General features: G+C 59.4%; 18 protein-coding genes. 2 read left to right on the top strand and 16 right to left on the bottom strand.

What is annotated here, in order from left to right; genetic code table 11:
• Positions 1-94: 94 nt before the first annotated feature.
• The 8 genes from O9H32_RS18630 to O9H32_RS18595 are packed head-to-tail and all read right to left on the bottom strand — an operon-like array spanning position 95 to position 8560.
• A complete protein-coding gene (locus O9H32_RS18630) occupies positions 95-721 on the bottom strand; it encodes a class I SAM-dependent methyltransferase (protein ID WP_269867634.1) in 627 nt (208 codons plus the stop codon).
• A gap of 17 nt (positions 722-738) precedes the next feature.
• Entirely contained in the window at positions 739-1779 is a 1041-nt protein-coding gene (locus tag O9H32_RS18625) for an SAM-dependent methyltransferase (protein ID WP_269867633.1), read from the bottom strand.
• On the bottom strand, positions 1776-2552 hold the full coding sequence (locus O9H32_RS18620; protein ID WP_269867632.1) for an ABC transporter ATP-binding protein: 777 nt from the start codon (positions 2550-2552) through the stop codon (positions 1776-1778). Before O9H32_RS18620 ends, O9H32_RS18625 begins: the two co-directional genes overlap by 4 nt.
• A 9-nt stretch (positions 2553-2561) precedes the next feature.
• Positions 2562-2903: a cyclic-phosphate processing receiver domain-containing protein gene (locus O9H32_RS18615; RefSeq protein ID WP_269867631.1), complete on the bottom strand. Its 342-nt coding sequence runs from the start codon at positions 2901-2903 to the stop codon at positions 2562-2564.
• Positions 2900-3748 (bottom strand): deoxyribonuclease IV, encoded by an 849-nt coding sequence (locus tag O9H32_RS18610; protein WP_269867630.1) that lies wholly within the window; start codon positions 3746-3748, stop codon positions 2900-2902. The genes O9H32_RS18615 and O9H32_RS18610 overlap by 4 nt, the downstream gene beginning before the upstream one ends.
• A gap of 33 nt (positions 3749-3781) precedes the next feature.
• Positions 3782-4591, bottom strand: a complete 810-nt coding sequence (locus tag O9H32_RS18605; RefSeq protein WP_269867629.1) for an Fpg/Nei family DNA glycosylase — start codon at positions 4589-4591, stop codon at positions 3782-3784.
• Between the two features lie 58 nt (positions 4592-4649).
• Complete coding sequence (locus O9H32_RS18600; RefSeq protein WP_269867628.1) at positions 4650-6278, bottom strand: ribonuclease H-like domain-containing protein; 1629 nt, start codon at positions 6276-6278, stop codon at positions 4650-4652.
• On the bottom strand, positions 6275-8560 hold the full coding sequence (locus tag O9H32_RS18595; RefSeq protein ID WP_269867627.1) for a DEAD/DEAH box helicase: 2286 nt from the start codon (positions 8558-8560) through the stop codon (positions 6275-6277). Before O9H32_RS18595 ends, O9H32_RS18600 begins: the two co-directional genes overlap by 4 nt.
• 628 nt (positions 8561-9188) lie before the next feature.
• On the opposite strand from O9H32_RS18595, the gene O9H32_RS18590 reads away from it, so the two are divergent.
• Positions 9189-10043: a carotenoid biosynthesis protein gene (locus tag O9H32_RS18590; protein ID WP_269867626.1), complete on the top strand. Its 855-nt coding sequence runs from the start codon at positions 9189-9191 to the stop codon at positions 10041-10043.
• Positions 10044-10289: 246 nt separating this feature from the next.
• Here the strand turns inward: O9H32_RS18590 and O9H32_RS18585 are convergent, their stop codons facing one another.
• From O9H32_RS18585 to O9H32_RS18560, 6 genes are all read right to left on the bottom strand, one after another.
• Positions 10290-10496, bottom strand: a complete 207-nt coding sequence (locus O9H32_RS18585; RefSeq protein WP_269867625.1) for a hypothetical protein — start codon at positions 10494-10496, stop codon at positions 10290-10292.
• Between the two features lie 96 nt (positions 10497-10592).
• Entirely contained in the window at positions 10593-11561 is a 969-nt protein-coding gene (locus tag O9H32_RS18580) for a metal-dependent hydrolase (protein ID WP_269867624.1), read from the bottom strand.
• A 23-nt stretch (positions 11562-11584) separates the two neighbouring features.
• The gene (locus O9H32_RS18575) at positions 11585-12529 is read right to left on the bottom strand and encodes a lysophospholipid acyltransferase family protein (RefSeq protein ID WP_269867623.1); all 945 of its coding nucleotides are present in this window, start codon (positions 12527-12529) and stop codon (positions 11585-11587) included.
• 36 nt (positions 12530-12565) lie between these two features.
• Positions 12566-13333, bottom strand: a complete 768-nt coding sequence (locus O9H32_RS18570; RefSeq protein ID WP_269867622.1) for a GNAT family N-acetyltransferase — start codon at positions 13331-13333, stop codon at positions 12566-12568.
• A 305-nt stretch (positions 13334-13638) separates the two neighbouring features.
• Positions 13639-14331 carry an LrgB family protein gene (locus O9H32_RS18565; RefSeq protein ID WP_269867621.1) on the bottom strand — a complete coding sequence of 231 codons (693 nt, stop codon included), beginning with the start codon at positions 14329-14331 and terminating at the stop codon, positions 13639-13641.
• Positions 14328-14687: a CidA/LrgA family protein gene (locus tag O9H32_RS18560; RefSeq protein ID WP_269867620.1), complete on the bottom strand. Its 360-nt coding sequence runs from the start codon at positions 14685-14687 to the stop codon at positions 14328-14330. The genes O9H32_RS18565 and O9H32_RS18560 overlap by 4 nt, the downstream gene beginning before the upstream one ends.
• Positions 14688-14819: 132 nt before the next feature.
• Between O9H32_RS18560 and tlp the strand changes: the two genes are divergently transcribed.
• On the top strand, positions 14820-15047 hold the full coding sequence (tlp, locus tag O9H32_RS18555) for a small acid-soluble spore protein Tlp (RefSeq protein ID WP_269867619.1): 228 nt from the start codon (positions 14820-14822) through the stop codon (positions 15045-15047).
• Positions 15048-15155: 108 nt separating this feature from the next.
• Here the strand turns inward: tlp and rnz are convergent, their stop codons facing one another.
• Complete coding sequence (gene rnz, locus O9H32_RS18550) at positions 15156-16100, bottom strand: ribonuclease Z (RefSeq protein WP_269867618.1); 945 nt, start codon at positions 16098-16100, stop codon at positions 15156-15158.
• A 129-nt stretch (positions 16101-16229) separates the two neighbouring features.
• Entirely contained in the window at positions 16230-19664 is a 3435-nt protein-coding gene (gene metH, locus O9H32_RS18545) for a methionine synthase (RefSeq protein ID WP_269867617.1), read from the bottom strand.
• Positions 19665-19904 lie beyond the last annotated feature (240 nt).

Raw genomic sequence — 19904 nt, 5'->3', positions numbered from 1 at the left:
AGCCCGACTTCCCCTCCGCTCGAATTTGTCCATACAAGCTGATCTACCTCCCTCTTGCGTAGGTTCAGCCCGTACAACCCTTGTCCTAGACACGTCAGTCTCGCTTGGCTGCAGCCGCCGTCCAGACGACCTTCGGTTTCTGGTACCGGTTCATGTTGCCTTCTTCCAGGCTCAGCACATCCCAATCCTTCAGGAGCTCTTCCAGGTGAGGGCGGTCAAAGAAACGCTTACGCTTGCCTTCCCATTCGTAATAGGCCGGCTCGAGCTCTCTTCCCTTGCCCGCGACGTACTCGGTATCCCTCACGGAATTCACCCGGCAAAGCAAGCAGCCGCCCGGACGCAGGACACGTCCGATTTCCCGTACGATCCCCTCCGTGACGATCCAGGGAAAATAGTGCAAGCTGAGATCGGCTATCACGACCTGCGCCGCCCCGTCCGCGAACGGGAGCGGATCCGTCAGATCCAGCCTTCTCGTCTGCGCTTCGGGCACCCTCTCCCTCACCCGCTTCAGCGCTTCCTCCGAGGCATCGCAAGCAATCACGCGGTACCCCCGCTCGGTCAAGTACAGCGAATCGTTGCCTGCTCCGCATCCGAGGTCGATGACCGGTATCTCGCGGGAAGCTTCCAGCTGCGGTGCGAACCGGTCCAGCCACAGATCATACTTCACCTGTTCGGGTAACAGAGAAGCGTAGATGTCGTCCCAGTAGGAATGCTCCGGCATCGCCGGCTCCCACCCTTCTACTTTTTGATGAAAAACAAGGTGAGCTCTTCGCGGTTATGGAACAGCTGCTTCGCCTGCTGCAGATCGAGCTGAGCCGACAAGTCCTCCACCACTTCCCGGATCGTCTGGAAGGCTTTCTTATGCATGAGCTTCACGGTGATGATCACGGTGCCGCCGCTCTGCAGCGAATACAGCAGGCCGTTCACAAGCCGCGCCATCTGGCGGTGGCTCCAGCTCATGTCGCATACGAGCAGATCAAAATGACCTTCATCGAACTGAACTTGATCCGCTTTCTTGCTAAGGTACGTCAGACGGGGATGCTTCAGCAGCGATGCATCCAGCTTCGCAGGGTCAACCGCGGTGACCTCCAGCCCCCGCTCCAGCAGGAGCGAAGTCCAGCCGCCGGGCGCCGCTCCGACATCCAGCGCGCTGCGGTAAGCCGATAACTCGAGCCCGAATGTCACTTCGGCTTCGAGCAGCTTGAACTTGGCGCGGGAAATCTGTCCTTCCTCCCTGCGAAAACGAACCGCACCGCCGGCCCAGTCGGACAAATTGTCCTCGGGGCGGGACAGCCCGAGGTACAGTGCGGCATCCGTGGCCAGCACGGAGAGCACGAGCCTGGCTCCGCGGGCGACCGGCTCCGCATGATGCTCGCGGGTGAGCAGCTCCTCTGCCGCCGACTTCAGCTCCGGCATGGAGAAGGCCGGCAGCGCCGAGCCTTCGCCTTTGCGAAGCTGCACGGCTATCGTGCTGCCAGCGATACGCTCCGCATCCTCCGCCAGATAGGACTGAAGCTCCCGCACCGCCTCTTCCGTCGTACCCTCCCAGGCTACCAGCCGGTCGATCGGCTGAATGTGCCGTAAGAAGGCCGGCTCCTGTTCCCGCAGCTTCCCTGCCGCTTCCTCGCGGGACAGCCCAAGTTCGAAGGAGAACACCTCGTTGGGCACGACCCATTTGCATTTGACCTGCTGGCCGAACAGCCGCCGGATCTCCTCCTGCGCCTGCTGGGCGAATCCCCTGTTGGCCGTACCTAAATATTCGATATGCTGTTCGCTCATGGCTGCACCTTAATCCAAGGCCGGTCCCCCGCCCACTCGATGGCCAGCGGGACGCGGAACGCCTTTTGTAAATTTTGTTCGGTTAGTACTTCCTGCTTCGGTCCGGCTGCCAGCACACGCCCTTCCTCCAGGAGGAGAACATGGGTGAACAGCGGGATAATCTCTTCAATGTGATGCGTAACGTAAATCACCGTGATGTCCTGCCGCGCCATCTCATGGATGTTCGCGAGCAGCCGCTCTCTTTCGTAGAGATCGAGACCTGCGCAAGGCTCGTCCATGATGAGGATGGACGGCGCCGTCATCAAGGCGCGGGCGAGCATGACCTTCCGGCGCTCTCCCTGCGAGAGCGTAGCCATCGGCTGCATGTCGAGGTGTCTCAGACCGACGGAGTCCAGCATGCCGAGCGCTTTCTCCCGGACACCTTCCGGTATTTGTTCGTAGAAGCGCAGATAGCCGTACTCGCCTGTAGCGACGATCTCCCAGACCGGGTCGGACGGGCTCAGCTTCTCGTAGAGCGACTGCGAGATATACCCGATGCGTTTGCGCACTTCGCGGACGTCGCACGCGCCATATGTATGCCCCAACACTTCAACTTTGCCGGAGGTGGGGAATTGATAGCCGTTCATCAGCTCGAACAGCGTCGTTTTGCCGGAGCCGTTGCGCCCCAGAATGACCCAGTGCTCCCCCTCTTGAACGTGCATGGACACGTCGCGTAAGATGCTGCGCTGCTCTCTTGTAAAAACAATATGGGATAAGGACACGACTTGCGACATAGTAACCACCTATTCTAGTGCGGATTCGGCTGCTGCCTGAAGCAGCTCGGGAGGAACGGGCCCTGCGGATAGTTCTACGCTTTCCGGTTTGGAACCGTACAGCGCTTGGTACATCTGCTGCCTTCCGGCAGCACTGGACGAATGTAAATAAATACGCCGGGGATACAGCGAGGAGGTGATCATCACACGCACGAGATCCCCTCCGCTCGGCTGCCCCCAGCCGAGGTCATAATCCAGCGACAGGATATCCACTTCGCATTCCTTCAGGAGCAGCAGGCACTCCTCCAGGTTCCTTGCCAGCACGAAGCCGGGCGGACAAGCCCGCCAATCGTCCAAATACACATGGATCATGAGTCTCTCAGCTCCTCCAGATAGCGGATTTCGGGCGCATGGGTGAGCCCCCGGGGGACCGGGGTTTCGAGTACGAGGGGCAGCGACTTCCTGCTGCGGAGCTCAGTCGAAGCCAGCAGCTCGCGGAACCGCGCTTCGCCCATCTCGCCTCGGCCGATCATGGCATGCCGGTCTTTGCCGGACCCCCACGGGTAGACCGAATCATTGAGATGAACGGCGTGCAGATGCGGCAAATATCCGGTCCGCAGCGCGTGCGCCTCCAGGCGCCGCCACCCTTCTTCGCCGGAAGGCCACAGGCCCGAGGCGAAGGCATGGCACGTATCGAGGCAGAAGCCCACCTTCTCCGGATATGCGCAGAGGGAGCGGATCTGCACGAGCTCCTCGAACGTGGTTCCCATGCGCGAGCCTTCGCCCGCCTGGTTTTCAATCAGGAATAGGGCTTCTCCCTTATAGCCGTGAAGCACGTCATTCACACATTGTATAATATTTTTGTAGCCTTGTAACGGGTCCGGGCTTTTATATTTGCCGAAATGGACAATAATCCCGGTCGAGCCGCATGCGTCGGCGATCTCCAAATCGTTGCGGAGCGATGCCACAGTGGCTTCCCGCAGGCCCGGTTCGTCCACCGCCATATTCGTCGGGTACGGCGTATGGGCGATTGCCGATAGGCCGTGCTCCCTGCACAGCCGGGCACAGGCCTCGGCATCCTGCCGGTTGAAGCTCTTGACCGCGAGGCTGCGGGGGTTCTTCGGGAAATATTGATAGGACCGGGCTCCCAGCTTCAGGGCGGTCCGGGCCGCTTCGGCGTAGCCTCCGCGGATACTGATATGACAGCCGAGCCTCATGCTTCGGCTTCGCCTCCTTTGGGTCTACGGGAATTAATGCTGGCAGTGCACGCAGCAGAACGACTTCTTCGAGGACACCTCCTGCCGGACGATGGGCTGGCCGCACCGCTGGCACGGCTTCCCTTCGGCATCGTACACACGGCACCTCGCATCGAAGCCACCGGTCAGGGCATCGCCCCGGTACAAGGGCATCTCCATATACCCGCCGTACCGCGTCGCTTCCGTCAGCACCTCCCGCATGGCACTGTGCAGCTTCCCATACTCCTCTGCGGACAAAGTGGCGGGACGTCTGGCAGGCAGGAGGCCCGCGATGTAACAAATCTCGTCGCTGTAGCAGTTGCCGATGCCGGCCAGAACGCTCTGATCGACGAGATTGCTCTTCAGCGTCCCCTTGCGCGTACGCAGCCGGTTCGCGAAGGCTTCTTCTGTAAGAGCCGGGTCGAACGGGTCGGGTCCGAGCTTCTTCATGAGCTCCGAAGCCTCCTCCGGCGAATGCAGATGCAGATAGCCGAGCCGCAGGCCAATAAAAAACAGATGCTCATCTCCAAACGAGATGCGCACCTGTACCGTACGGTCCGGACGATCTTCCAGCCTGCCGTAATAAAGGATACCGCCGATCATGAGATGCAAGACGAGCAGATTTCCGGTCGACAGATGGAACAACAAGTGCTTCGCACGGCGTTCGATGAGGCGGACGGATGCCCCGAGCAGTTCCTCGCGGAACCGCTCCGGGGTGACATTGATGGACTTCTCCCGGTCGACCTCGGTACCGGTGATCGTCCGGCCCGTGATCCGGCCGCTGAGCAGTATGCGGTAATTTTCCATTTCGGGAAGCTCGGGCATGGAACAGGTCTCCTTCGTAAGAGCAGATCTTCCCTTGTATTGCCCGGAATGCCGCGAATTATACGCCGCCTTCCCCGGTCTCCTCAAGCCGAAGCGATAACTGCTCGCCGCCCGGAGCCCCGGTCTGCTTTGCCCCTTTGCCTTTGTGCCCGGTCATCCCGCTTTCTTCTCCGGTCACCGATGCCCGTCTCTTGCGGGAGGGCGGCGAAGGGCGGCGTCCCGCATCCGCCAGAGCCGCTTTGCGCTCCAGCCTGCCGACCCGCTTCTCCAGCGCTTCCGTCTCCGCTTCCGCTCCGGCTGCTCCCTTGCGACGCGCGTCCCGTCCACTGCTTCCGCTGCGCTTCAGGGCACCACGCCGCCATAATAGATCCTGCGCCTGCCGGGCATGCAGGAGAGCGAGATCCAGCCGCTTCGTCTTATGCTCGTGATACATCGACAATTCGATGTACGGTTCGAGGGAGGCGGTCCGCTGTCCGCCCTTCAGCCGGATGTAGGTCTCCCATAAGGCGCATGCCTCCGCGAAGCGCCCTCTCCGTTTCATGTACTGTGCCAAGGGCAGCAGCGGGGACGGCGCTTCGGCACCGCCATCCCCCGTTCCCTCTTCATTCTCGGCTTCGCCGCTCGACTCCAGCAGCTCATCCGCCAAAGCCGTGAGCGCTTCGTCCGCTCTCCCCGGCAGGCCTGCCTTCTCCAGCCACAAACCGAGCCGGAACCACTCTTCCCTTCCGTAAGCACGGATGTGGCTCCAGTTCAGGCTGCCTTCGAGGAGCCGGGCGAAGAGCACGGCCAGGCCGGCGAGCGACAGCACGTCGAGTTCATTGTGCAGAAAGACGCCCTGCAGCACCAGCGGATCCCGTTCCGCCAAGTATCTGAAATACAATACCGGCGCCATCGCGCCCGGCACGTCCCCGTCCCTGCGCACGCCGAGCCGCTGCTCTTCCACGAGCCCCAGCCGGCAGGAGGGCAGCGTATGCTTCCACAGCCGCCGGGACGGGTACAGGAAGTCCAGATGGGCCTCGGGCTCCTGGTCCATCTTCAACCGGTTCATGATGTAGCGGTTGCGGACTATCGGCCAGTCGAATGACTTGCCGTTATAGGAGATGAGCAGCGGGCGGGCCTTGAGCTTGTCCTGCAAGTACCCGAGCATCGCGGCTTCCTCGCCCGGATGGCGGATCAGCATCTGTTCTACGATGAAGGAGCCTCCTTCGTAGAAGCCGATGCCGATCATGAACGGCACGTTGCCCGCGCCGTGACCGAGTCCGGTCGTCTCCGTATCGAGGAAGAGGAACTGCTCGTGCCACGGCGCTTCGGATTCCGCGATGGCTCCGCTGCTCCATGGCCCCTCCGTCAGCAGCGCTTCGAGCATCCGTGCACGTCCGGCCAGGGCTCCGAGTTCAGCGCTCCCATGCTTGTCCTCCGCACTGTACGTGCGGCGGCGCAGCACGAACTCGCCCCACTCGCTCTCGGCCATCGCAGCGCCGACCGCGTGCCACGGCTCCGGGGACGCACCCGCCGACTCCGCGGGGTTCCTTGTGCCGGCGTCCGTCGATCCTACGGCCTCTTCACGTCCTCCGGCGGCTTCTTCGCCAAGGCTATCCGTTGCCCCCGCTTCCATCTCCGCCGGCGGCTCGCCCGCTCCGCCTCCTGGCTTCTTGTGCCGCAGCAGCCTCTCCCGCAGCGAGCTCATCGCGAGCCTCCGAGCCGCTGCAGCAGACCGATCGAGAGCTGCTTGCCGGTCAGCCCGACCTCCTCGATCGGGCCGACGCACGCCGGACAGCCGCTGAGACAGCCGCACTCGGAGATGATTCTCTTCGCTTCGGCCATGAGCTGCCCGTGCACCTCGTAGAGCCGCTCGCTGAGTCCTATGCCGCCCGGATAGCGGTCATAGAAGAAGATCGTAGGCTGCTTGTTGTGCACCGCCTTCACCTGCGGCACTACCCGGATGTCGTGCGGGTCGCACATCAAGTAGAGAGGGGCGATATGCACGAGCACGTTGGCAAGCCCCAGCAGCGCGAACTGCATATCATTCGCCGACATCTGCGCAGCCACTTCTTCGTCGAACGTGAACCAATAGGAACTCGTGTGCAGCTCTTCCTCGGGCAGGTGAATCGGACCCGAACCGATATTCTCGTGGGTCCGCAGCTTGATCTTCTTGAAGATCGTCGCCTTGGCGTTCACTGTCACTTCACCGAATTGTCGCATGAGGCCGCGGTCCACCGCCTCACGGTGCACATGGAGCACCTTAAGCTGCACGGCCAGAGACGCATCGGTGAAATAATCGACGTTCACTTCCCGGATGTACGCCTTCTTCTCTTCGTAATCGAGCTTCTCCACTTGGAACTGCACGCCCTCGTGAATGTAGATCGCCTCTTCGTGGATCATCGTAGGCGCACTGAAGCGGTCGACCTCGCCGATCACCTTGGCCCCGTTCGTCATATCGATGATAATGAAATTCTCCTGCGCCGCCGAGCGCAGAGAGATATCGTGCGCCGGGAAGGATTGTTCCATCCAGTGCCAACGGTCTTTGACATAATGAAGAATGCGTTCTTCCGTCAGAAATTCCAGGATGTCCTTCAGGGATTCGCCGCCGAACGTCTCGCCCGCCTCGAAGGGCAGCTCGTAAGCTGCGCACTTGACATGGTCGACGAGAATGATGAGGTTGTCCGGCTCAATAAGCGCCCGCTCCGGCGGCCGTTCGATAAAGTACTTCGGATTCTGGATCATATACTGGTCGAGCGGGTTGGAGCTCGCCACTAAGAACGTGACGGAGCTCTCCTGCCGTCGCCCGGCGCGTCCCGACTGCTGCCACGTCGATGCGATCGTGCCGGGATAGCCGTTAAGCACGCAGGCCTGCAGCTGCCCGATATCGATGCCGAGCTCCAGGGCGTTCGTGGAGACGACCCCCCGGATCTCCCCGCTGCGCAGTCCCCGCTCGATCTCCCGCCGCAGCTTCGGCAGATAACCCCCGCGGTACCCGCGGATAGACTTCGAGCCAAGCTCGTTCACCACGAGCTCCTGCAGGTACGTCAGCAGAATCTCTACGCGCACGCGGCTCCTCGCGAACACGATCGTCTGGATGCCCTGCTTCAGGAGCAGGCCGGCAATCCGGCGCGTCTCGAGCACGCTGCTCTTGCGGATGCCGAGCTGCTGGTTAACCACCGGCGGGTTGTAGAATACAAAGTGCTTCTCGCCCGACGGCGCCCCGTTCTTGTCCACCAGCGAGACCGCTTCGCCGATCAGCCGCTCCGTGTGCTCCTTCGGGTTATCGATCGTCGCGGAGGCGCAGATGAACCGGGGGTTCGAGCCGTAGAAGCGGCAGATGCGCTTCAGGCGGCGGATGACATTGGCGACATGGCTGCCGAACACCCCGCGGTACGTATGCACTTCGTCAATGACGATATATTTGACGTTCTCGAACAGTTTCACCCACTTCGTATGATGGGGCAGAATCGCAGAATGGAGCATGTCCGGATTCGTTACGACGATATGGCCCGCATTGCGGATCGCCGTTCGGACCGCCGGCGGCGTATCCCCGTCATACGTATGGGTCTTGAGATCGGCTCCCATGGCGTTCGCAAGCTCCTGGAGCTCTGCCACCTGGTCCTGCGCCAGCGCCTTGGTCGGAAACAAATAGAGCGCCCTCGCGCTATCGTCGGCCAGTATTCCCTGCACGACCGGCAGGTTGTAGCATAAGGTCTTGCCCGAGGCCGTCGGCGTCACTGTGACGACATGGCGTCCCAGCGAGACCTCGCGGAACGACTGGGCCTGGTGCGTATAGAGCCGCGAGACGCCTTTGCCCCTCAGCGCATCCGCCAGCTGTGGATGCAGTTCGTCCGGGAAAGGCTCGTATGCCCCCTCCCGGGGAGGAATCGTATGCCAGTACGATACCTGCTTCATGATCTCCGGCGTGGAACGGATGAGATCAAGCATTTCATCTATGGAAGACACTTTGCCTGTTAATGGATTCATGGGAAGTACGCTCCTTTGGTCTGAGCATTACCTTCCATTATAGCGAATACATGTTCGCCAGACAATCCTTTTTTGCGCTGCAGAGCCGCTCCCCGATTTCCCGTATCATTTGTCCACTATCTTTATATACATAGAAGGGGAGCCTCGGTGAACAGCAGAGCAGTGTATCCGCCGACTGGCCGCTTGCCGGGTTATCGTGTACCGATGGTTGCCTCCCCGCTTCACCTTATGCCGAAATGAGATCCCGCCCGCTTCCATGGATTCGTAGAGTTTTTTCTTATGAATTTGTACTCTTTTGCGGCATATGCTGTAGGTATGGGCATCCTTCGCAGACACCCGTACCCGGTTCACTGTTCGTTCTCGCCCTGACCGGAAATGCCCTTCACAGTTCCTGCGCCCCGCGTTGAGAGGATAGCGGGCAGCATATGACCGCCGGGCCGATGTACAGGCACCTTGCTTTCGGCTCTCGCCGGCTCGCAAATCACGGAATGGTCCGGCAGCAGCTGCACGTGCCGAATCACTTAATACAAATATCTTGCTTCCCCTGCCCGGTTCAGGTCCTTACCTGGCATGAAGGCGGGGCAGCTCTGGCAGGTGAAGACCGGCACACATGGTAAACAAATGGTTAATGCGTATTACGCTTTTATACGCCGTCTGGTTCTTATGCGGCTATATCCTCGTCAGCGCCGATCTTCTGCCCTCCTGGCTGGAGTGGACGAACAGCTTCTACCTCATACTGGGCGGGGCCACGGCCCTGGTGTGGTATGTCAGCCGGTTCGGCGCCCGGCAGGCACTCATGCTCTTCGTCATCAGCGGCAGCGTCTCTTACGCGGCCGAATGGATCGGCGTGCACACCTCCCACTGGTTCGGCACCTATGAATTCGGCTTATCGTTCGCCCCGCTGGTGCTCGGCGTACCGCTGGCCATCCCGTTCGCCTGGTGCATGCTGCTCGTCATAGCCAAGGCGTTCGCGCCCGTCCCCTCCGCTTCGGGAGCTTGGAGCGGACTCACGCTGGAAGAGTCGCTCTCTCCCCGCAGGGGCGAGCTGAAGCAGTCCCGAAGACGCAGCAAGCGGCGCAGCTTTTGGCTGCCGGCCGTATGGGCGGCGAGCATGGTCACGGCGATCGATCTTCTCCTGGACCCTGTGGCGGTGCAGCAGCGGTATTGGACGTGGGAGCATGCGAAGAACGCCGCATGGAACGTCTCGTTCTATTCGGTCCCGCTCAGCAATTTTATCTGCTGGTGGATTACCTCCATGCTCATCTTGAATACCGTGAATTACCTTCACGACGAATATTTCGAAGATCACCGAGGCGGAGACCGTCCCGGCACCTTTGTGCCGATGCTCCTGCTGCTGACGCTCGAATCGCTGTTTCTGACGCTCGCCTTGAAAAGCGGACTGTGGTGGGCAGCCTGTCTCAATGTTGCCCTTCTCCTGCTCCTCTATCTGTGGAGATCCAAGGAGCGGCAGCCGCGGACTTGATTCCAGCTCCAGTACGCAGTCGGAAGGCCTCATGCCTGCCATGCGGCAGCCTGCCGGGGGCGGCTCAGACCATCCCCCTTATCTCCCTACGGCAGGCTGCCCATACAAAGAAGACCTGGACCAAAGCTTAGCTTCGGTTCAGGTCTTTTGATTATCATATCATGATGCTGACTCCGCCAAAGCAGCCTGCAGCCGAACATGTCGATCCGAGCGATCTGCCGGCATCCCTTGAATCCCCAACACTTGTTAGCTTAAGTCGGATGAATCATCATAATCATAACGAAATCCGTCCATAGCTTCAGACGGCGCAAGGGATGACATCGCCGACTCCGCGTTCATCCGCAGCTTGGCCAGCACCTCTTGAAAGTGACGGGCTTGCAAGCCGTCCGAAGTCCGCTGAGCCAGCTGAAGCGCCTGTTCGATCACCGCAATATCCTGACTGGTGAAATCCATGCCGCACTCCCTCCCCAAGGTTGCATTTTTTTTACCCAACTATTCTATCCCAGGGGAGGGAAGATCATACCGCAGCGTCCGACCAATCCGTGTTCCTTAGACGAAGGGAGGATCCCAAGCCTTCTTGCGCCAGCCGAGCGACTGGCTGACGACCTTCAGATCGCTGTCCAGCCGGACATCCACACCGAAAGGCAGCTGGTGGTTATGCCAGAACCGCATGTCTCTCCACTGCACCAGATATCCGTCCCCCAGTGCAGCCGCCTGCACGTGCACCCGCTGGGCGAATCCGAGGAACGCCCTGACGCCGTCCGTTGTCATCGTTGCCTGCACGACAGGGCCAGCCGTGCCGCTGCCCTTGGGATACACGTCCAGCATGCGCACCTTCGTGCCCCGAACCGTTCCCGTATAAAAATCCTCCTCGGTCTCCATTACGAATTGCCAGCTCAGCGGATGAAGTCCCGGCACGACATAACAGGCACCCTCCAGCAGCAGCTCCTTCCGTACATGGCGCACAGCCTGCTGCTGCTGGAATATCCGGAACACAATATATAGAGCGGTTGCCCCGTAGATCCACAGGAAGGCCGCGCCTGCCCGTTCTCCCCCCCACACCCAGTACAGAAGTCCGGCGCCGTGCATGGTGAAGAGGACCGGGTCGAACAGCGGCAGCACATCGAGATGGCGCCACCTGCGGCAGAAGGGACGCAAGCACTGCACCCCGTACGCGTTGAGCCAATCGAGGAACACGTGTAGCCCTACCGCCGCAAGGCCTACCAGGAACAGCAGCGGGAGATGTGGCCACAGTCCGAAGCCCCATCCGGCAAGTAAAGACAGCAGCAGGGGCCAGAGCACCAGTGCCGGCAGAGAATGAGTGACCCCGCGGTGGATGCGGATGTAAGCGTTGTATCCCTTCATCCTGGCCAGGGTATCGAAATCCGGAGCATGGGACCCGATCATTGCCACCGTCAGGACGGCGGCGAACAATGTACCGTCGTGAGCGACTCCAGAGTGAAGCGTGGCCAGTCCCGCGAGCGTCGCACCAAATAACAGATGGCTTCCCGTATCCATACGCTCTCCTCCTTCTTACCGCCTCATGCCGTTGTTGTCGTTCCGCCCTCCGGAACCTGTGCTGAGGCCTCTTCCCCGGCTTCCCATCTTTCTTCGGCATTGAACCAATAGAACCACTCCTGCGGCCGTTCGCGGATGACACGCTCCATATAGCCATTCAGGAACGCCGCCGCCTCCTTGCGCGAACTCCGGTTGAACGACGAAGCGAGGTGCAGCGGAGCTTCGAACCGGAGCCGGTGAACGAACCCCTTCTCCCTCCAGCCGGCGAAAGGAACGACGGGGACGCCGCCTTCGATCGAGAGCGTCGCCGCGCCTTCGGGCGTCCTGGTGCTCCGGCCGAAGAACTGCGCCGCCGGGAAGGTAGGGCGCCAGAAGTCACCGAGCAGGAAGACGACGCCCCCCTGCTGCAGATGGCTGCGGAGTCTGCGCATCAGTTGGAGCGGCGGCGTACTGTCATAGTCCATACCCCGGCAGCCCAGATCCGCGAACCGCATATACAAAGGACGAAGCTCACTGCTCGAAGCGGTTGCCACCGTCAGGCAGTCGTAGGTTTGGCACAGGTACCAGTAATAGTAGAAAAAATTGCCCGTGTGCGGCGTATACACGATAGCGCCCCGGCCCAGCTCCAGCGCTTCGGCCAGATGCTGCTCCCCTTCTACGCGGAAGCGCCATTTCTCACTTCCCTGCAGACGGGAGGATTCCACGAGAATTTCGTAGAGAACCAGAATCACATTCAAGAGATACCGCTGGCTGTAAGCTTTGAGCTTCCGCAGTGTGCAGGGGCCCAGCAGATCCCGCATGTTGGCGTGCACCTTCGCCCTGAGTCCCGACGCCGTCAGCCATCCCGCCGCGTATGCAGCCGTTAGACAGAACGCCAGCACTACTGGACGGGGAATGAGAGTGACAAGACGTACCCACTGGCCCCATTTGCCCTCTTTCGTGGATACCTTGCGAATCCAATCGTACAATGGAAGCCTCCCTTCGGCCTTGGAGCCTACTTACGCTCAGCCTTTAAAATAATGGCTCCGGTAGCGGCGCGTCACCCGGTCTTTTTGCAGAACAATGAAAAAATCCACCGTCCCGAACACGGCATCGTACGCGGGATCGCCTCCGATCTCCGCTCCCAGTCTCTGATATCCCTTCATCAGCGGGGGCAGCATCCGGAAGATTTCGCTCTCGCCAAGGTCCGTTTCGACCGTCCTCAGGCCCTGAATGCGGTGCGATGCCAAGGGAGTCACGCCCAGATGATCTGTCAGCACGCCTTTGCGCTTCAACATCGTGTAGATCAGGTTCGTTTCCTCGATTGTGCGGATATGCACACTGGCACAGCCGATCAGATAGAGCAAGCCATGCTGCATGATATAGGAAGCGATCCCTTCCCACAGCAATCCGATAGTCCGACCGCTGCGGTAATCCGGATGAATACAACTTCGGCCGAGTTCCAGCGTCTGTGTGCGGTCTAGAGTGAACGCCCCCAGATCGAATTCGGTTTCAGAATAGAATCCGATCCCGTCCATCGCCTGCCTGCCGGGAAGCAGCCGGTAAGTACCGACCACTTGGCCATCCGTCTCGTCTACCACAACGAGATGATCGCAATAAGCGTCGTAGGCGTCCATTTCGAGGCCATGCTCCGTGCGCATCAGCATGTTCTTCTCTTCTTCTACGAACACGTTGTATCTCAGCCGGTATGCCTGCTCCCTCTCCCGCTCCCCCGCCAGTCTTACCGTAAGCGCGGCCTGCTCTCTCGCGGCTCCTCCTGCCTCTCTGCTCATCGTACACACACCTTTCCCTAGGCTTGTTGATGCGCCGTGCTGTACTCTTTCTCAAGGGTAGCAGAGGTTTATTAAGCGAAGGTTCGGGGGGTGTAAAGCTTTTGTGAGAAGTGGTTAAGCTTGTCCCGGAGTGATGGGGCATTCCATCCGAAAGATCCACGCTTTCGCGAGTGAGTTCCGCTCAGCGATCCCCCTCCGCAACGCCAAACAAGCCGGCACGGGGCCGGCCTGCATCCCAGGCATACATCCATTCTTAGAACACTTCTTAGAACACTTGACCATCCACTTCGCCCTGGCGCCGGTTCTTAGCGCAGCCAGCCGTACAGCGGAATGAACAGCAGCGAAGTGATAATGGCCGCCGCTCCCATGGCGAAGCCGCTGACGCTTCCGGCCAGTTCCGAATCGCGGATAATCCGCGCCGTCCCGATACCGTGCGAAGCCGTTCCGATCGCCGTGCCTACGGCGATATCGCCATGTACGCCGCTGAGTCTTAGGAACGCCGGGCCGAACAGGCTGCCGAGCAGCCCGGTCAAGACGGTCAGCACTGCCGTAAGCTCGTAGAAGCCCCCTGCCTGCCGAGAGATTTCGATCGCGACCGGGGAGGTGACGGACTTCGGCATCATCGACAGCAGCAGCTCGCGACTGCCCCCTAGAGCCCACACGAGCCCGGCGGCCAGGAGCAGGGAACTTAGCGAACCTGCGGACACCCCGGCGAGGATCGGAAGAAAACTGCGGCGAATCCGCTGGGCGTTCTTGTACAAGGGGACACCGAGCGCGACAGTAGCCGGGCCGAGAAGGAACACGATATACTCTCCTCCCTTGCGGTAAACCTCGTAGGGCAGATGCATCAGGAGGAGCACCCCCATCACCATGAGCGAACAGGTCAGAAGCGGGTGCAGCCCCTTCCATCTCTGCTGCAGCCCGAGCGCCGCGGCATAAGAGAGGATTGTCAAAGACACGCCGAACAAAGGCTGCTCGGCGAACTCGCGGATCGTCATGAGGCTTCCCCGCCTTCCTGCTTGCCCGCGGCTCCTGCCAGACGTACGGTCCAGCCTGTAATGAAAAGGACACCGAACGTGCTTCCCGCAAGTGTCAGAATCAGCGGGATCGCTTCTTGACCGATGCGGTCAAAGAATACCATCGTTCCGACGACGAACGGAGTGAAGAGGAGCAGCATATGCTTGATCAAGAACCCGCTTGCCGCTTCCACCCACTCTAACCGGATCCAGCCCAGGAACAGCGACAGCGTGAAGAGGATCAGTCCAATAACATTGGCCGGAAGCGGAATACCCAAGAATTCGTGAAGGATGGCACCCAAGAAATAAAATCCGAGTAAAATGGCAAAACCCCGCATAAAAAGCCTCACCCCTCTATTGGTGCAGTACAGCTGCACCGTGCATAAACGATTCTCCCCCGTGGCAACGTATAGGAGGCACTGCAGGAATCCCTGCGGGAGCCGCCAACCTAAGCGAGGGAGCGATGACTTATGGCGAAACCGGATAATCGCGCGGATAATGTAGAAAAGCTTCAATTCAACATCAACCACACGATCTCGAACTTCAATGAAGCGGAAGCATATTTGGCCGAGCACGCCGATGAAATTTCTCCGCAGGACCGCCAAGCCATTGAAGCCAAGAACGAACGCCGTCTTCAGTCCCTTCAGTCTTTCCGCGAAGAAATTCGCGACGAAGCCAACCACAGGGACCAATCGTAATCTCTCCTTAGGATCTCACAGAAGAAACCTCCTTCCTTGTCCTCAAGGGAGGAGGTTTCTTCTGTGAGGCTTGACCCTATGCGCAATAGCACCCTAAAGGCTGGGCCCTTAAGGGGTCCGACTCGGAATATCGAAGCGGAAATGGTCATGGGCGAGATACGTCTGCTCATGAATGGTCCGGGCTTCCTCCTGCAAATGCTCCGCCTCGTCCCCTTGGTACCGCGACGAAATATGCGTGAGAATCAGCGTGCCTGCGCCTGCAGCTTGAGCAGTCTTGGCTGCATCCATGGCCGTCGAATGATCGTACATCACGGCCAGCTCCTTGCGGTGCTCCGCAAAGGTCGCTTCGTGAACCAACACATCCGCATCCTTGGCGAGCGATACCGCATGGCCGCACGGCTGTGTATCGCCGAGGATCGTGAGGATCCGGCCGGGGATCATCGGCCCGATGAACTCTTCCGCCTTCAGCTTCGTTCCGTCCGGCAGCTCGACATCTTCGCCTTTCTTGATTCTACCAAAGAGCGGGCCTGAGGACAGCCCCAGCGCCTTCAGCTTCTCCGCATCCAGCTTCCCCTTCTGCGGCTTCTCCGCTATGCGGTAACCAAAGCTCTCGATGCGGTGGACCAGAGGGGCCGCGCTGACGACGAATTGGTCGTCCTCGAAGACCACCCCTTCCCATCCCGGTTCGAGCTCGACGATCGTCGTTTGGTATCCCAGATGCGAATCGCTTACCCGAAGCGCCGTTTCCACGAATTCGCGAACGCCCTTCGGACCATAGATCGTAAAGGGCGTATCCCCGCCCTGGTAGGACCGGCTTGACATGAGGCCCGGCAGTCCATACAAGTGATCGCCATGCAGATGTGTAATAAACAGCTTCTCCAGCTTGCCGATTTTGACCGGGGCGCGCAGGATCTGATGCTGGGTCCCTTCCCCGCAGTCAAACATCCAGTACACGCCCCGCTCGGCCAGCATCCCCAGCATTATCGAGGTCACATTCCTCTCTTTGGAAGGCATGCCGGCCCCCGTCCCCAAGAAATACAGCTCCACGTTCATCTCTCCGTTCGTTTACATAGCATAGTCAAAGAACGCGTATACCCCAAAGGAAAAGAGTGGGGCCGCTAAGCCCCACCCTACGTAGCATACCCCAATTGCTTCTTGCTTGAATCATAATGGACTCTCCGGCTAGACGTTAAAATACCGGGCCTGCGGATGAGCAAACACAATCGCGGATACGGAAGCCTCCGGTTCCATCATGCTGCCTTCCGTCAAGGTGACGCCGATGTCCTCCGGACGCAGCAGCGCGAAGAGCTGCTGCTGATCATCGAGGTTCGGACAAGCCGGATAGCCGAAGGAGAAGCGCTGCCCTCGGTACTTCGCACCGAACCGCTCGGCCATCGTCATCTCGGCGGGATCCGGGAAGCCCCATTGATCGCGCATCATCTGATGTACGCGTTCCGCGAAGCCTTCCGCGAGCTCCAGAGCCGCAGCCTGCAGGGCGTGGGAACGAAGGTAGTCTCCCTTCTCACGCCACTGGGCCGACAGCTCGCTTACGCCGTGTCCCGCCGTGACGACCAGGAAACCGACGTAGTCCATCTCGCCGCTGCTTACCGGCTTCAGGTAATCGGCCAGACAGAGATACGGCTCTTTGTCCTGCCGCGGGAACGTGAACTTCTGCAGCAGCTTGCCCGGATTCTGCGGATCGTAGACCAGCACATCGTTGCCGTCGGACTGGGCCGGGAAGAAGCGGTACATCCCCTGTGCCTTGATAATGCCTGCCCCTTGGGCTTCAGCCAGGATGCCGTCCACCGTGTCCTTGAGCTGCAGTGCCTTCGGGTCCTTCTCGGCGATCAGATTCTCGACCTTGCCCTTCAGACCGAGATGGTGGCCGAGCAGCATTTGCATGTTGACGTAAGGAACGAGGTGCGAAATCGGATAATCGCGCAGTACGCGGCGCTCGAGATCGGGCGGTACCTGGACCGGCAGCGTGCGGTCTACGGTAGACGTCATGACACGGGTGAGAGCTGGCATGCCTTCTTCTTTGCGGCCGGCTTCAAGTACGCTGGATTCGATGCTCTCCCGCAGCTCGCGGATTAGAATCTGGCGCTGTGCCGGATCGCTGAGCTTGTTGGCGATATCGAGCCCGTCCATCGCATCCTTGGCGTACAGCACCATGCCGTCATACTCGGGCGCGATCCGTGTCTTGGTGAATTTGCGCGTCAGCGCGGCACCGCCGACCAGAATCGGCACATCGATGCCGGCATTCTTCATATCCTGCGCCGTGATGACCATCTGCTGGGCCGATTTCACGAGGAGACCCGAGAGACCGATCGCATCCGGCTTTTCTCTGCGGTAGGCTTCGATGAGCTGCTCTGGCGGTACCTTGATCCCCAGATTGACGATCTTGTATCCGTTGTTGGACAAGATGATCTCGACCAGGTTTTTCCCGATATCGTGTACGTCACCTTTGACGGTTGCAAGGATGATCTTGCCTTTGACGGCGCTCTCCGCCTTCTCCATGTACTGCTCGAGATGGGCGACGGAGGCTTTCATGACTTCGGCGCTCTGCAGCACCTCCGCTACGATCAGCTCATTATTGTTGAAGAGCTTGCCGACCTGCTCCATCCCTTTCATCAGCGGCCCGTTGATGATATCGAGAGGCGCATACTTCTTCAGTGCTTCCTCGAGATCGGGAATCAAGCCTTCCTTCGTACCTTCGACCACATAGGAAGCCAGACGCTCTTCCAGTGTAAGATTCGAGATTTTCTCGATCTTCTCGACTTTCTTGACGCGGAAATAAGCGACGAACTTCGCCAGCGTCTCGTCATTGGTATTGAAGATGAGCTCCTCGGCCAGTGCGCGCTCTTCCTCCGGGATCGAAGCGTAGCGCTCGAGCTTCTCGGTGTTGACGATCGCGTAGTCGAGCCCTGCTTTCGTACAGTGGTAGAGATAGACCGAGTTGAGAACCTCACGCCCGGCATCCGGCAGACCGAAGGAGATATTACTCAGTCCGAGAATCGTCATCGTCTCCGGATACTTCTCCTTGATCATCCGGATGCCCTCAATCGTCTCGACCGCCGAGCCGATATACTGCGGATCGCCGGAGCCCACCGGGAACATGTTCGGATCGAAGATAATATCCTGCGGCTTCATACCGTACTTCTTCGTGAGCAGTTCGTAAGCGCGGTCCGCCACTTCCATCTTCGCTTGGCGCGAAACGGCCTGGCCCCGTTCATCGATCAGGATCATGACAACGGCCGCACCGTACTTGTGGAGCAGCGGCACGATCGCTTCGAACTTGGACTCGCCGTCCTCGAGGTTAATCGAGTTGACGATCGCCTTGCCCTGCGAATATTTGAGTCCGAGCTCGATGATGTGATCGTAGGTCGAGTCGATCATGAGCGGAACTTTGACTTTCTTGACGACATTCGGAAGGAAGTTATTAATGGCATAAGCTTCGTCGATATCCGTATCCTGCAGGTTGATGTCGATGACGTGGGCGCCGTTCTTCACCTGGGTTCTGGCGATCTCGGACGCTTCCTCGAACTTCTCTTCCTTGATCAGCCGCTTGAACTTCCGCGAACCGGAGATGTTCGTCCGCTCGCCGACCATGATCGGCCGGTTGTCCGGCTCCACATACACCGTCTCGATGCCGGAGATCGCCGGCGGATGTACGCCCTCCTGCTTGCGCGGCTCGAACTTGCCCAGCGTCTCCGCCATGGCCCGGATGTGATCCGGTGTGGTTCCACAGCAGCCCCCGGCAATGTTGAGCCAGCCCTGCTCAGCGAAGCCTGCGAGCTTCTTGGCGAGCGACTCGGGCGATTCATGGTATTTGCCGTTCTCATCGGGCAGACCCGCATTCGGATAACAGGAAACGGCCGTTGCGGCAATATCCGCAAGGGAACGGATGTGGTCCCGCATGAACTCCGGACCGGTCGCACAGTTGAGTCCGAAGGAGATCGGCTCCAGATGCTCCAGGGAAACATAGAAGGACTCGATATTCTGGCCGGCCAGCGTAGTCCCCATTGGCTCGATCGTCCCTGAGATCATGAGCGGAAGCTTTATACCGGTCTTCTCGAAGGCCTGGCGAATCCCGATGCTTCCAGCTTTGACATTCAGCGTATCTTGGGATGTCTCAAGCAGAAGTGCATCCACACCCGCCTCGATAAGCGCCTCCGCCTGCTCCTGGTAAGAATCTACCAGTTCATCGAAGGTGACCCCGCCGGTTACGGACAGCGTCTTCGTCGTCGGTCCCATGGCGCCAATTACGTAACGCGGCCATTCCGGCGTGCTGTACTTGTCCGCCGCTGCGATCGCCAGCTTGGCTGCAGCCAGGTTGAGCTCGCGTGCCCGGTCCTGCAGATCGTACTCGGCAAGAACGACGCTGGTGGCGCCGAATGTATTCGTCTCGACCATATCAGCGCCCGCAGCAAAATACGCCTCGTGGATTTTCTGTATGATATCCGGACGGGTGGATACGAGGATTTCATTACATCCGTCGAGATCCTCGCTGCCGAAGTCTTCCTCCGTGAGATTCTCCTGCTGGATCATGGTGCCCATCGCACCGTCCAGAATCATAATCTTTTTCTTTAATTGCTCCTGCAGTGATGGCTTGTTCATTCCTGATCCCCTTCCCTCTGCCGTCCCTTGCCTTTTCACGATCCACGGACAGACAGCCCTGCTTTCATCTGTTTTATCGCACCCGCTTCGCCATTTGCAGGCATTCACGAATAGTTTAACCCATAGTTTATCAGAAAGCGCAACTATTGAAAAGGAAGGAATGCACAGACTTCACGAACTTTTCATCATATCCTATCGGATTTATGCGGTTTTGTCATCGACAGACCGGGCTGATTCCAC

This window comes from Paenibacillus caseinilyticus, from assembly GCF_027533645.1.
Classification (GTDB): Bacteria; Bacillota; Bacilli; order Paenibacillales; family NBRC-103111; genus Paenibacillus_G; species Paenibacillus_G caseinilyticus.
The sequence above is the reverse complement of the archived record's forward strand: the minus strand, read 5'-3'. Positions and strand labels throughout refer to the sequence as shown.